This window comes from Acinetobacter sp. Marseille-Q1623 (assembly GCF_902809895.1).
Taxonomy (GTDB): Bacteria; Pseudomonadota; Gammaproteobacteria; order Pseudomonadales; family Moraxellaceae; genus Acinetobacter; species Acinetobacter piscicola_A.
The window spans coordinates 2,257,363-2,270,300 of record NZ_CADDWG010000001.1; the positions used below are offsets into that span (position 1 = coordinate 2,257,363).

At 40.7% G+C, this 12,938-nt stretch carries 19 protein-coding genes and 1 pseudogene; 4 read left to right on the top strand and 16 right to left on the bottom strand.

Features of this window, described 5'->3' with window-relative positions:
- Nucleotides 1-5: 5 nt before the first annotated feature.
- From rpsN to HUV91_RS10845, 16 genes and pseudogenes are all read right to left on the bottom strand, one after another.
- On the bottom strand, nucleotides 6-311 hold the full coding sequence (rpsN, locus tag HUV91_RS10770) for a 30S ribosomal protein S14 (protein WP_130074350.1): 306 nt from the start codon (nucleotides 309-311) through the stop codon (nucleotides 6-8).
- Between the two features lie 9 nt (nucleotides 312-320).
- Nucleotides 321-857, bottom strand: a complete 537-nt coding sequence (gene rplE, locus HUV91_RS10775) for a 50S ribosomal protein L5 (RefSeq protein WP_130074349.1) — start codon at nucleotides 855-857, stop codon at nucleotides 321-323.
- A gap of 16 nt (nucleotides 858-873) precedes the next feature.
- Entirely contained in the window at nucleotides 874-1,191 is a 318-nt protein-coding gene (gene rplX / locus HUV91_RS10780) for a 50S ribosomal protein L24 (protein WP_130074348.1), read from the bottom strand.
- A gap of 11 nt (nucleotides 1,192-1,202) precedes the next feature.
- Complete coding sequence (rplN, locus tag HUV91_RS10785) at nucleotides 1,203-1,571, bottom strand: 50S ribosomal protein L14 (protein WP_004725701.1); 369 nt, start codon at nucleotides 1,569-1,571, stop codon at nucleotides 1,203-1,205.
- A 94-nt stretch (nucleotides 1,572-1,665) separates the two neighbouring features.
- The gene (gene rpsQ / locus HUV91_RS10790; RefSeq protein ID WP_086178145.1) at nucleotides 1,666-1,923 is read right to left on the bottom strand and encodes a 30S ribosomal protein S17; all 258 of its coding nucleotides are present in this window, start codon (nucleotides 1,921-1,923) and stop codon (nucleotides 1,666-1,668) included.
- Nucleotides 1,920-2,117 (bottom strand): 50S ribosomal protein L29, encoded by a 198-nt coding sequence (gene rpmC / locus HUV91_RS10795; protein WP_004650482.1) that lies wholly within the window; start codon nucleotides 2,115-2,117, stop codon nucleotides 1,920-1,922. The genes rpsQ and rpmC overlap by 4 nt, the downstream gene beginning before the upstream one ends.
- The gene (gene rplP / locus HUV91_RS10800; protein ID WP_130074347.1) at nucleotides 2,117-2,530 is read right to left on the bottom strand and encodes a 50S ribosomal protein L16; all 414 of its coding nucleotides are present in this window, start codon (nucleotides 2,528-2,530) and stop codon (nucleotides 2,117-2,119) included. Before rplP ends, rpmC begins: the two co-directional genes overlap by 1 nt.
- Nucleotides 2,470-3,286 (bottom strand): annotated as a pseudogene (gene rpsC, locus HUV91_RS10805) (30S ribosomal protein S3). The gene rplP and the pseudogene rpsC overlap by 61 nt, the downstream one beginning before the upstream one ends.
- 1 nt (nucleotide 3,287) lies before the next feature.
- Nucleotides 3,288-3,617 (bottom strand): 50S ribosomal protein L22, encoded by a 330-nt coding sequence (rplV, locus tag HUV91_RS10810; RefSeq protein ID WP_065994096.1) that lies wholly within the window; start codon nucleotides 3,615-3,617, stop codon nucleotides 3,288-3,290.
- A 9-nt stretch (nucleotides 3,618-3,626) separates the two neighbouring features.
- Nucleotides 3,627-3,902 carry a 30S ribosomal protein S19 gene (gene rpsS / locus HUV91_RS10815; protein WP_004869548.1) on the bottom strand — a complete coding sequence of 92 codons (276 nt, stop codon included), beginning with the start codon at nucleotides 3,900-3,902 and terminating at the stop codon, nucleotides 3,627-3,629.
- A 19-nt stretch (nucleotides 3,903-3,921) separates the two neighbouring features.
- A complete protein-coding gene (rplB, locus tag HUV91_RS10820; protein ID WP_107007577.1) occupies nucleotides 3,922-4,746 on the bottom strand; it encodes a 50S ribosomal protein L2 in 825 nt (274 codons plus the stop codon).
- A gap of 11 nt (nucleotides 4,747-4,757) precedes the next feature.
- Nucleotides 4,758-5,078, bottom strand: coding sequence for a 50S ribosomal protein L23 (gene rplW / locus HUV91_RS10825; RefSeq protein WP_130074346.1), 321 nt, complete (start codon nucleotides 5,076-5,078; stop codon nucleotides 4,758-4,760).
- Nucleotides 5,075-5,677 (bottom strand): 50S ribosomal protein L4, encoded by a 603-nt coding sequence (gene rplD, locus HUV91_RS10830; protein ID WP_130074345.1) that lies wholly within the window; start codon nucleotides 5,675-5,677, stop codon nucleotides 5,075-5,077. Before rplD ends, rplW begins: the two co-directional genes overlap by 4 nt.
- An 11-nt stretch (nucleotides 5,678-5,688) precedes the next feature.
- Nucleotides 5,689-6,327 (bottom strand): 50S ribosomal protein L3, encoded by a 639-nt coding sequence (gene rplC, locus HUV91_RS10835; RefSeq protein ID WP_130074344.1) that lies wholly within the window; start codon nucleotides 6,325-6,327, stop codon nucleotides 5,689-5,691.
- Between the two features lie 59 nt (nucleotides 6,328-6,386).
- Nucleotides 6,387-6,698, bottom strand: coding sequence for a 30S ribosomal protein S10 (gene rpsJ / locus HUV91_RS10840; protein ID WP_004725677.1), 312 nt, complete (start codon nucleotides 6,696-6,698; stop codon nucleotides 6,387-6,389).
- 274 nt (nucleotides 6,699-6,972) lie between these two features.
- Complete coding sequence (locus HUV91_RS10845) at nucleotides 6,973-7,698, bottom strand: type 1 glutamine amidotransferase (RefSeq protein ID WP_174493373.1); 726 nt, start codon at nucleotides 7,696-7,698, stop codon at nucleotides 6,973-6,975.
- Between the two features lie 162 nt (nucleotides 7,699-7,860).
- Between HUV91_RS10845 and HUV91_RS10850 the strand changes: the two genes are divergently transcribed.
- The 4 genes from HUV91_RS10850 to HUV91_RS10865 all read left to right on the top strand — a co-directional run bounded on the left by HUV91_RS10850 (nucleotide 7,861) and on the right by HUV91_RS10865 (nucleotide 12,913).
- Nucleotides 7,861-9,051, top strand: coding sequence for a PLP-dependent transferase (locus tag HUV91_RS10850; protein WP_174493374.1), 1,191 nt, complete (start codon nucleotides 7,861-7,863; stop codon nucleotides 9,049-9,051).
- Nucleotides 9,052-9,806: 755 nt separating this feature from the next.
- The gene (locus tag HUV91_RS10855) at nucleotides 9,807-11,345 is read left to right on the top strand and encodes a helicase HerA-like domain-containing protein (RefSeq protein WP_174493375.1); all 1,539 of its coding nucleotides are present in this window, start codon (nucleotides 9,807-9,809) and stop codon (nucleotides 11,343-11,345) included.
- Between the two features lie 154 nt (nucleotides 11,346-11,499).
- Nucleotides 11,500-12,264 (top strand): globin domain-containing protein, encoded by a 765-nt coding sequence (locus tag HUV91_RS10860; RefSeq protein WP_130074340.1) that lies wholly within the window; start codon nucleotides 11,500-11,502, stop codon nucleotides 12,262-12,264.
- Between the two features lie 202 nt (nucleotides 12,265-12,466).
- On the top strand, nucleotides 12,467-12,913 hold the full coding sequence (locus tag HUV91_RS10865; protein ID WP_174493376.1) for an RrF2 family transcriptional regulator: 447 nt from the start codon (nucleotides 12,467-12,469) through the stop codon (nucleotides 12,911-12,913).
- Nucleotides 12,914-12,938 lie beyond the last annotated feature (25 nt).

The following is a 12,938-nucleotide window of genomic DNA, read 5'->3' on the forward strand; positions in this document are numbered from 1 at the left end:
GCTCCTTACCAGCTTGCCTTAACAACGCCCGGTACATCACCTTGCATTACTGTGTCACGTAATTTGTTACGGCTTAAGCCGAACTTACGGAAGTAACCATGAGGACGACCAGTTAAACCACAACGGTTACGAAGACGCACTGGAGATGCATTACGTGGTAATGCTTGTAACTTCATCATCGCTTCGAAACGCTCTTCATCAGTTGCATTTACATTTGCAATCGTTGCTTTTAATTCAGCACGTTTTGCAGCAAATTTTGCAACTGTTTTTTCGCGTTTCAATTCGCGATTAATCATACCTTTCTTAGCCATATCGACCTCTTATTTGAATGGGAAGCCGAAACCACGCATAAGCGCACGGCCTTCGTCATCAGTGCGAGCAGTCGTAGTGATGGTGATGTCCATACCACGAATACGATCGATCTTATCAAAATCGATTTCAGGGAACATGATTTGTTCCTTGAGACCCATAGAGTAGTTACCACGACCGTCAAATGATTTCGCAGAGAAACCACGGAAGTCACGGATACGAGGGATCGCAATTGAGATCAAACGGTCTAAGAATTCGTACATTTGTTCGCCGCGTAAAGTAACTTTACAACCAATCGGCCAACCATCACGGATTTTGAAACCAGCGATTGATTTACGAGCTAAAGTTAATACTGGTTTTTGACCAGCAATAGCTTGCATATCAGCTAAAGCGCCATCTAACAATTTCTTGTCAGCTGAAGCCGCACCAACACCCATATTAATGGTAATTTTTGTGATGCGAGGAATCTCCATCACGTTCGCCAAACCAAGTTCTTCTTTCAACTTAGCTCGGATTTCGTCGTTATAACGCGTTTTAAGTCTGGCCATAGCCTATTTCAACCTATTACTTCGCTACCGCCACTGATTCACCATTTGACTTGTAAACGCGAGTTTTCACGCCTTCAGACACTTGGTAACCAACACGGTCAGCCTTTTGGGTTGTAGCATTAAAAATTGCCACGTTTGAAATATGAAGCGAAGCTTCTTGTGTAACGATAGCGCCTTCAGCACCTGTTGCACGGTTCGGCTTTTGATGCTTCTTAACCAAGTTAAGGCCTTCTACCATAACACGGTCATTAGAAACAGACAGAACAGTACCCTGTTTGCCTTTTTCTTTACCTGCGATCACAATTACTTGATCGCCTTTTCTAATCTTAGCCATGATTGCCTCTATTATAGAACTTCAGGAGCCAATGAAATGATTTTCATGAACTGTTCAGTACGAAGTTCACGAGTCACTGGTCCGAAAATACGAGTGGCAATCGGAGCCTTGTTGTTGTTCAGAATAACTGCAGCATTGTCATCGAAACGGATCACAGAACCGTCTGGACGACGAATACCGAATTTAGTACGAACCACAACAGCATTCATCACGTCACCTTTTTTAACACGGCCACGTGGAATTGCTTCTTTTACAGTAACTTTAATAATGTCGCCAACAGAAGCATAACGACGATGTGAACCACCTAGTACTTTGATACATTGTACGCGGCGAGCACCACTGTTGTCTGCTACGTCGAGCATACTTTCGGTTTGAATCATTGCCCTACTCCAAAACCGAGTCGCATCACCGGTCGAAATTTCGAAAGGCTCAAAGAGTACTCGAAATTAACCAATGATGCAACAAGAACGTTAATTACTCAGCAGCAGCTTCAACTACTTCAACTAAAGTCCAAGACTTAGTTTTAGAAATTGGGCGGCTTTCTTTGATGCTTACTAGGTCGCCAACTTTAGCAACGTTGTTTTCATCATGAGCGTGTAATTTAGTTGAACGGCGGATTGATTTGCCATACAACGGGTGTTGAACGCGGCGTTCAATAAGAACAACAATAGACTTGTCCATTTTGTCACTTACGACTTTGCCAGTTAACGTGCGAACTGTTTGCTCACTCATTGTCCGTTCCCCTGTTTTTCGGTAAGGAGTGTCTTGATACGAGCAATAGTTTTACGAGTAAGCGCAACTTCATGCGATTTACCCAATTGACCAGTTGCTTTCGCCATACGAAGACGGAATTGGTTAAGCTGTTGCTCATCAAGCAAAGCTGTCAACTCTTCTACCGATTTTTCACGTAGATCTTTAGTTTTCATTACATCACCGTCTTAGTAACGATAGTGGTTTTGAACGGAAGTTTAGCCGCTGCAAGCGCAAACGCTTCACGAGCCAATTCTTCACTAACACCATCCATTTCGTACAAGATCTTACCTGGTTTGATTTGACAAACCCAGTATTCCACAGAACCTTTACCTTTACCCATACGAACTTCTAATGGTTTTTCAGTAATTGGTTTGTCTGGGAAAACACGGATAAAGATCTTACCACCACGTTTAACACGACGACTAATTGTACGACGACAAGCTTCAATCTGACGCGCAGTCATTTGACCACGTTCAATAGATTTAAGCGCAACAGTACCAAAAGATACAGTGCTACCGCGATGTGCTAGACCAGTGTTACGGCCTTTTTGTACTTTACGGAATTTAGTACGTTTAGGTTGCAACATGGATTATTCTCCTTTTTCAGCAGAACGATCATTGCGACGACCACGACGCTCTTGACCTTCACCACGACCACGACCACGTTTAGCTGGACGCTCTTCAGCAGGAGCAGGGTTCATGACTTGTTTCATGCCACCTAAGATCTCACCACGGAAAATCCATACTTTAACGCCGATCGTACCGTAAGTAGTCTCAGCACGCATAGTTGCGTAATCAATATCAGCACGAAGCGTATGCAAAGGTACACGACCTTCACGATACCATTCAGTACGTGCAATCTCTGCACCACCTAAACGGCCTGAAACTTCAACTTTGATACCTTTAGCGCCAGCACGCATTGTGTTTTGAACCGCACGCTTCATAGCACGACGGAACATTACACGTTTTTCTAATTGAGAAGCAATTGCTTCAGCAACTAGACGCGCGTCTAAGTCTGGACGATCAATTTCATTGATACTTACTTGCGCAGGAACACCCATAATATTGGTAAGTTCACGCTGTAATTTCTCAATGTCTTCGCCTTTTTTACCGATCACGATACCTGGACGAGCAGTGCTAATTGTTACTTTAGCAGCGCCTGTAGGACGTTCGATAAGAATATTGCTGATCATTGCATTCTTAAGTTTTTTAGTCAAAAACTCACGAACTTGCAAATCTTTAAGCAAGTATTCAGCGTATTGTTTCGGATTCGCATACCAGTTAGCGTTATGACGTTTCACAACACCTAGGCGGATACCGATTGGATGAACCTTCTGACCCATATCAAACCCCTACCTTAACGGTGATGTGACAAGTACGCTTAGTAATACGATCTGCACGGCCTTTAGCACGTGGCATAATACGTTTAAGGCTCATGCCTTCATCAACGTAAATCGTAGTTACTTTAAGATCGTCTACATCTAAACTGTTATTATGTTCAGCGTTTGCAATTGCAGATTCCAATGCCTTTTTAACCAAAACTGCAGCTTTTTTGTTGCTGAAGTTAAGGATGTTAAGCGCGTGAGCAACAGATTTGCCACGGATTAGGTCTGCAACCAAACGAGTTTTTTGTGCCGAGATAGCGGCACCGCGTAATTTAGCAGTAACTTCCATCATAGCACCTTAACGTTTAGACTTCTTGTCAACACCGTGACCACGATAGGTACGAGTTGGCGCGAATTCACCTAATTTATGTCCAACCATATGTTCAGATACAATCACTGGAACATGGTTACGACCATTATGTACAGAAATTGTTAAACCAACAAAATCTGGGAGGATCATCGAACGACGCGACCAAGTTTTGATCGGCTTACGAGAATTACTCGCTACAGCCGCTTCAACCTTAGCGAACAAGTGCGCATCGACGAATGGGCCTTTTTTCAGAGAACGAGGCATTGTCAGATTCCTTTACTTGTTACTTAACGCGACGGTCGCGAATGATCATCTTAGTCGTACGCTTATTGGTACGAGTCTTGTACCCTTTCGCTTTTTGACCCCATGGGCTTACAGGTTGAATACCTTTATTACGCCCTTCACCACCACCATGTGGATGGTCTACTGGGTTCATCGCCATACCACGAACGGTAGGACGAACGCCACGCCAGCGTGATGCACCTGCTTTACCAAGTGAACGAAGGTTGCTTTCTGAGTTAGATACTTCACCTAACACAGCGCGACATTCAACGTGTACTTTACGCATTTCGCCTGAACGTAGACGAATAATCGCGTAAGAACCGTCACGACCTAACAACTGAGCAGAAGTACCAGCAGAACGTACTAATTGTGCGCCTTTACCGATTTTAAGCTCGATGTTATGTAATGTAGAACCGATTGGCATGTTGCGAAGTGGCAAGCAGTTACCTGTACGAATTGGAGCATCGTTACCAGATTGTACTTTATCACCAGCACGAAGGCCTTTAGGTGCAATGATATAACGACGTTCACCGTCAGCATAAAGCACAAGTGCAATATGAGATGTACGGTTAGGATCGTATTCAATACGCTCTACAGTTGCAGGAATACCATCTTTGTTACGTTTAAAGTCAACAAGACGATAGTGCTGCTTATGACCGCCACCAACGTGACGAGTTGTAATGTGACCGTTGTTATTACGACCACCAGTACGTTTTTTAGCTTCTACCAACGGTGCATAAGGCGCGCCTTTGTGAAGATGGCTATGAACCACTTTCTCTACAAAGCGACGTCCTGGAGACGTTGGCTTACATTTTTGAATAGGCATAATTCTCGTCCTTACTCCGCTGCGTTTTCAGCGGTATCGCCCAAGTCAGCCATTTCAACATCTTGGCCAGCTTTCAGGGTGACGTATGCTTTTTTAACATCAGAACGACGTCCTAATGTACGACCAAAGCGCTTAGTCTTACCTTTAGTGATAGTCGTGTTAACTTTAACAACTTCCACACCAAACAATTGTTCAACTGCTTTTTTGATTTCAAGTTTGTTTGCATCAAGTGCAACTTTAAATACTTGAACACCAGCAGTCTCACCTAAAACTTGTGCTTTTTCTGAGAATACAGGTCCTTGGAGGACTTGATAGATACGTTCGTTGTTCATCCGAGTTCTACCTCAATTTTCTTAGCAGCAGCAACAGACATTACAACTTTATCGAACGCGATCAAGCCAACAGGATCGATCCCAGCAGCATCAACCACATCAACGTGTGGAAGGTTACGTGCAGCTAAATATAGATTTTCATCTACAGCTTCAGTAACGATTAATGCGCGAGTAGCGTTCAAGTCGTTAAGTTTTGCAAGCAATTCTTTAGTTTTAGGCGCTTCAACAGCAAACTCTTCAACTAATACAAGACGATCTTGGCGAACAAGTTCAGCTAAGATACATTGCATTGCACCGCGGTACATTTTACGGTTCACTTTTTGTGACCAATCTTGTGGACGAGCAGCAAAAGTTTTACCACCACCAACCCAGATTGGGCTACGAATAGAACCAGCACGAGCGCGGCCAGTACCTTTTTGACGGAATGGTTTTTTACCACCGCCAGAAACGTCTGCACGTGATTTTTGTGCTTTTGAGCCTTGACGACCACCAGCTAAATAAGCTGTAACAACTTGGTGTACAAGCGCTTCATTGAATTCACGACCAAACGCAACTTCAGACAATTCAACAGCAGAGCCGGAAACAGTATTTAAATTCACGTTATTTCCCCTCAGGCCTTGATAGTAGGACGAACAGTTACGTCGCCACCAGTAGCACCAGGAACCGCGCCTTTAACAACAAGAACTGAACGTTCAACGTCGATAGCAACGATTTCAAGACCCTGTGTAGTTACACGTACATCACCTAGGTGACCAGGCATTTTTTTGCCTTTGAATACGCGACCAGGAGTCTGGTTTTGACCTGTAGAACCGATTACACGGTGAGATACAGAGTTACCATGTGTAGCATCTTGCGTACGGAAGTTCCAACGCTTAACACCACCTTGGAAACCTTTACCTTTAGATTGACCAGTTACGTCAACAACTTGACCTACTGTGAACAAGTCTACACCGATAGTTCCACCAACTTCACGACCTTCAAGATCAGCTTCTGTAGCACGGAATTCTTGAACTAAACGACCAGCTGCAACACCTGCTTTCGCAAAGTGACCTTTCTGAGCGTTAGTTACGCGAGATTCGCGACGTTCACCAGTAGTGATTTGAATCGCTTGATAACCATCAGTTTCAAGCGTTTTGATTTGAGTGATACGGTTAGGATCAACCTCAATCACTGTTACAGGTACAGAAACACCAGCATCTGTAAAGATACGTGTCATACCGCACTTGCGACCGACTAAACCAATAGCCATGTGCATAAACCTCTAAAAAAGCGGCTTAATTAACTTAGAGCGTTAATTAACCGAAAGCCTTAACCCAATGCGATCTGAACATCAACACCAGCTGCAAGATCCAATTTCATCAACGCATCTACAGTTTTATCTGTAGGCTGAACGATATCGATCAAACGTTTATAAGTGCGGATCTCATATTGGTCACGCGCATCTTTATTTACGTGTGGTGATGTTAAAACGTTAAAACGTTCAATGCGTGTAGGCATTGGAATTGGACCACAAACTTGTGCACCAGTACGTTTTGCTGTTTCTACGATTTCTTGAGAAGATTGATCAATTAAACGATGATCAAAAGACTTAAGACGGATACGAATTCTCTGGTTAGACATACCAGTTAACTCCAAGCCAAATATATAAAGAATCACTCCTGACGCATCTCACCCCACTAAAAAGGCAAGTGTCAAGAGCAGTGAAAATCACTAAGGTCGTGATCGATGCCACGACTGTAACGATCTGGGTAACTTTCTTCGTTACCCAACCCTTCGTATTGAAGGGTCGCCCATTATAACGATTGTTTAACGCTTAAGCAAATATATTTAGCATTTTTTAATTGTTTTTAAATAGTTCATGAAAATCAATCTGCTTAAATCTCAAGCAGACTTTTTAATGTCTTAAGACATAATCAATCGCCTGATTTAAGATTTGATGACCTGCCATAAAATCATGTTTTGGCGATATTTTTAAACTCTCTAATGGCTGCACATAATGCCCTTGAAAGACTTGCTGATCTTCTTCATGTTCAATAAAGAGCCCTAAACTTTGTGGGGTAATTTCAGGATGAAATTGGAAACCCAATACATTTTTCCCAATCTGATACAGTTGATTTCTACAAATTTCGTTTTCAGCCAAACGTACAGCACCTTTAGGAATATCAAAGGTTTCACTGTGCCATTGCATGACTCGCATTTTCTCAGGCAATTGAAAACAAAACTCAGGTGTGGCCGTACTTTTATATACGGTTGTCCAACCCAGCTCTTGCATTGGATTACGATAGACATTGGCACCTAAAGCATTGGCGATCAGCTGCCCACCTAAGCACAAACCAATTGCAGGTTTCTCTGTTGCCAAATATCGGCGTATCCAACGCTTTTCAATTTTTAACCAAGGATAATTCGCTTCATCATTCACACTCATTTCACCACCCATAATGATCAGTAGATCCACATCATCGACTTGAGGCAGAGCCTCTATATCTAATGCGAAATCCTTAGGTAAGGCATAAAATTCAGTTGCTGTAATGTGTGCATTTAGGGATTTTAAATAGTCATAACATGCGCCAAAATCTTCGCCTGCAATATGTCTAAAATAATGTACTTTTAATTTTTTCATCTGAGCACCATTTTTGTCATAATGTCTTTGATCATGATTTTAATTAAGCAAAAATGAAGCCAAATCCTTTTTAATTTATAAATATTCACATTTTAAAACTTTGCGCTACATGCTTTCTGTGTTTCTCTTTAATCATCTTTTATTGGTATCTAGAGCCTTGTTGTGAAACTTCATCCGCAAACTGCTTTGGTTCATGCTGAACGTAAAGCACCTCAATGGATCAACACGATTCAACCCCCAATCTATCGTGCATCTACCATTATTTTTAATGATACAACAGCATTGTTTGATCGGCATTGGACTGATCCGTATGACTATAGTTATGGTACGCACGGTACACCTAGCACGTTCACACTAGGCGATAATATTGCCCAAATCGAAGGTGGTGAATATTGTCTATTATGCCCAAGTGGTCTATCTGCAATTAATTTAGTCAATGCTTGTTTTCTAGCAACAGGAGATGAGGTGTGGGTTGCAGACAATATTTATGGTCCTAATATGGAACATTTGCGCAATTTAGAATCACGTTATGGCATCATCGTTAAAGTGTATAACGCAATTGATATCAATAGTTTTCAACCCACAGAGAAAGCCAAACTGCTTTGGTTAGAAGCGGCTGGATCAGTCACTTTAGAGTTTCCCGACCTGATCAATCTGGTAAAAAAAGCCAAAGCCAACAATATACTCACAGCACTTGATAATACGTGGGGCGCAGGTTTAGCCTTTAATGCCTTTGATTTCAGTCAGGAGCATTTAACTGTAGATATGACCGTACATGCCTTGACTAAATATCCAAGCGGTGGTGGTGATATTCTCATGGGCTCTGTGGTCACGCGTGATCAAGCTTTACATCACAAGCTGTTTCGCGCACATGCGATTCAAGGCATTGCGATTTCAGGTGATGATGCAGCACAAGTACAACGTAGTTTAGCTTCGATGAAAATTCGCTATGAACATCAGTCACAAACCGCTTTGAAACTTTTAGCATGGTTAAAGACACAAGATATTTTTGTTCAAGTATTACACCCTGCCGATCCTGACAACATTAGCCATCAATATTGGAAAGAAACATGTCAAACTGAACAAAGTGCAGGTTTGGTCAGTGTTATTTTCAAACCTGAATATGACATGACTGCGATTCGTAAATTCTGTGACCATTTAAAATTATTTAAACTTGGCTTTAGTTGGGGCGGGCCAGTCAGTTTGGTGATGTTGTATAACTTAGATGATATGCGCTATTTGGAACATTCACATTTACAAAAAGGCTTGTTGGTACGTTTTTGTATCGGCTTGGAAGATGCGGATGATTTGATTCAAGATATTGAAAATGCCTTAAAGGCGATTCAGGGTTAAAATATCGCGTATCCCCTATGAGTTGGCACTGTCTCAGCTCATAGGAAAAATGATGGCTTTTTAGATGTGCAAATTTATCTACAAAATAGCCCTCACCTTCCATGTGTATAAAGCCATTTTTAATACTCACTTTTGTTAAGGTATTTATCACAAAACGGAGATCCCTTTCCTTCCAAATAGAAAAAACACTAAAAAAAGGATCATGAATTAAAAAAGGAAAACTCAACAACAATTGGCAAAAATAGTCTGAATTTTCAAAAGCCAAATTCCGAGCAGAGGGATAATTCAACTGATAAAGATAGTCGATGTCTGGCTCAGATTGATTTTGATCATCGATAATACCCTGCTCAATAAATTCATCTATTGCATGCTGAGTCACTTTTAAAAATACATCTAAATACTGAATCCATAGATAGTTTTTTGCACGATGACCTAAATCATTTTGACCATAGCCCATCCCTCTAGAACTGACATGCTTGAGCACGTTATAGGATTTATTTTCAACGCTAAACATTTACATACTCTATTTTTTATTTTCAACAATACCAAACTGGCTTGTCTTCAAGCTTGTAATTCATTTCTACGCTATAAACTATATTTTATCAAACTCAAAAACACTAATCACCCTTCTCAAAACTCAACAACAAAAACAGTTTTACTACACCTTTAATTCATGGCATTTTGTATAACAACAATGAGATAAAAATTGAATTCAACAAAATAGTCAAACTCAAATTAAAGCTATAGGAATAACAATGGGTACACCAATCGTCATCGCAAAAAAAACTTCAGATACCTCACAAGACATCGTATTACATTCACAATTTGCTAACCGACATGGCTTGATTGCGGGAGCAACAGGTACAGGTAAAACCATCACCTTAAAAGTCTTAGCTGAAAACTTTTCTCGTATTGGTGTACCCGTATTTTTAGCTGATGCCAAAGGTGATGTGTCGAGTATTGCTAAAGCAGGATCAAGCAATCCTAAATTTGATGAACGCATTCAAAGCTTAAGCATTGAAAGTATTCCTTTTGCTGCATCTCCTACAATTTTTTGGGATCTCTTTGGTGAACAAGGACATCCGATTCGTACCACAGTTTCTGAAATTGGCCCTTTACTTCTTGCACAAATATTGAATTTAAATGAAACGCAAGAAGGTGTGCTCTCGGCTGTATTTCGTATTGCTGATGATCAAGGTTTACTTCTGATCGACTTTAAAGACCTCAAAGCCATCCTCAGCTATGTCAGTGAAAATGCAGCTGCGCTAAAAACTGAATACGGCAACCTCTCTCCTGCCAGTCTTGGTGCAATTCAACGAAATTTGTTAGCACTTGGTGATCAGGGCGGTGATCGCTTCTTTGGTGAACCAAGCTTAGACATTATGGATTTCATCCAAACAGATTCAAATGGACAAGGTTATATCAATTTATTGGCTGCGGATAAATTAATCAATACCCCAAAACTCTATGCAACATTCTTACTTTGGATGTTATCTGAGTTGTTTGAAAAACTACCTGAAGTCGGTGATATGGATAAGCCCAAATTGGTATTTTTCTTCGATGAAGCGCATTTATTATTCAACAATACAAGCCCTGCATTACAAGAAAAAATTCAACAAGTGGTACGCTTAATTCGTTCTAAAGGTGTCGGGATTTATTTTATCACCCAAAGCCCATTAGACATCCCAGAAGATGTACTTGGACAATTAGGTAATCGTGTACAACATGCGCTTCGTGCATTCACACCAAAAGATCAAAAAGCAGTCAAAACCGCAGCAGATACCTTCCGCGCAAATCCTGAGTTTAAAGTCGATGAAGCGATCACCGAACTTGCTGTAGGCGAGGCTTTAATTAGTTGTTTAGATGAGCAAGGCACACCTCAAGTTGTGGAACGTGGCATGGTCATGCCGCCTTACTCATCATTTAGTCCAATCACCTTAGATGAACGTAAAGCACTCATGACACAAAGTATCGTTGCCGGCGTATATGAGGCTGAAGTGGACCGTGATAGTGCCTATGAAATACTACAACGTAAAGTCGCTGAAAGTACTCAGCAACAAGCTGCTATCAAAGCCGCTGCAGAACAGGAAAAACAACAGCAGATTATAGAAAAACAACAAGCCAAAGCACAGCAACAGCAGGAAAAAGAAGAAGCCAAAGCAGCAGCGGCAAGAGCTAAAATGACTCAGGATGTACTCGGTACATTCGCCAAAAGTGCAGCACGCAGCCTAGGGGGGACAACAGGTCAAAAAATTGTGCGTGGTCTGCTTGGCTCATTATTTGGCGGGAAATAATCCCTTCTCTTATTTTTATAATTACTGATTAAATAAGGAGTATTTAACTATTCCTTATTTACTTTATGGTTTTTATTTCAAGAAAGCTTGCTATTTCCCCCTTAAAAATGTATTTTAAATACATCTTATAAACGCAAATAAAAAAAGGCCTCCCATGACCCCTCAACATATCGAACTTGTTAAATCTACAGTGCCTGTACTACGTGAAAATGGCGTTGCCTTAACGCAATATTTTTATAACCGCATGTTGAATAATAATCCTGATCTAAAAAATGTCTTTAACATGGATCATCAAAGTAGCGGTCGCCAACCTCGTGCACTCGCTGCTGCAGTTTTAGCTTATGCAGAACATATTGAAAACCCAAGTGTTTTAGCTAAAGCCATTGAACACATTACGACTAAACATGTCAGTCTAAATATTCAAGCAGATCAATATGCAATTGTGGGTGAAAATCTTTTACATTCAATCAGTGAAGTTTTAGATGTCCCATTTGAATCAGAATTAATTGCTGCGTGGAAAGAAGCATACTTACAACTTGCAGATATTTTAATTAATGTCGAAAAAGCGAAATACGATGGCTTAGCAACACAAGAAGGCGGCTGGAAAGGTTGGCGTGAGTTTGAAATTACTGCACTAGAAAATACGGAGACAGGTAAGAAATTCACACTAAAAGCAAAAGATGGTCAAAGCCTCCCTGCTGCTGAAGCGAGTCAGTACATTTCAGTAAAAGTACAAGTGCCAAATCACAACATTCAACAACCTCAACAGTTTACTTTTGCAACAGCACAAAACAATACTGAATATCAAATTGAAGTTAAACCTGTAGAGACAGCAACTGAATATTCTGTTGCAAATATTCTATTAGAAAGTTACAAAGTTGGTGACAGCTTAGAAGTCACTGCGCCATTAAAAGGCTAAGCTAAACTTCTGTGTACTTAAATAGGTCAAACGATGTTTGACCTATTTGATTGATTTAAAAATTTATACTCTTACCCAATCATTTTTCAATATTCTATTTTGATTTCTTTTCATCATTCATTCAGTCAGATTTATTTTCAATTTTTTTGCTTTCAACAAGTTTCACGTTAACATAGTCTTAAACTCACCAACTGAAAGCGTTATGCAGTTAAATAAATTTACCGATTACGCACTTCGCCTCGTCTTATATACAGCAAGACCTAAAGATACGCCCTATACCATTGCTGAAATTGCCAAAGACTTACAAGTTTCAGAAAATCATTTGGTTAAAATTGTACATTTTATGGCAAAAAAAGATTGGCTCATCACCACGCGAGGTAAAGGCGGGGGCATTCGCTTAAATCCTAGTGTTCACAGTTTAAAATTAGGCGAGATGGTTCGCATTTTACAAGGTCAAGTCCCAATCGTAGAATGCAATACTCCGCCCTGCGTTTTACGTCGTAATTGCGGATTAAAAGGTATCTTAGATCAAGCTGTTGAGCAGTTTTATCAAGTATTAGATCAATATACGGTTGCAGATGTGTTACATCGTTCTAATGTTACAGCGCCATCGCAAAATTCACCTATTGCATTGATTCAACTCGGATGATGCTTGTTATTTTTGAATTTATAGC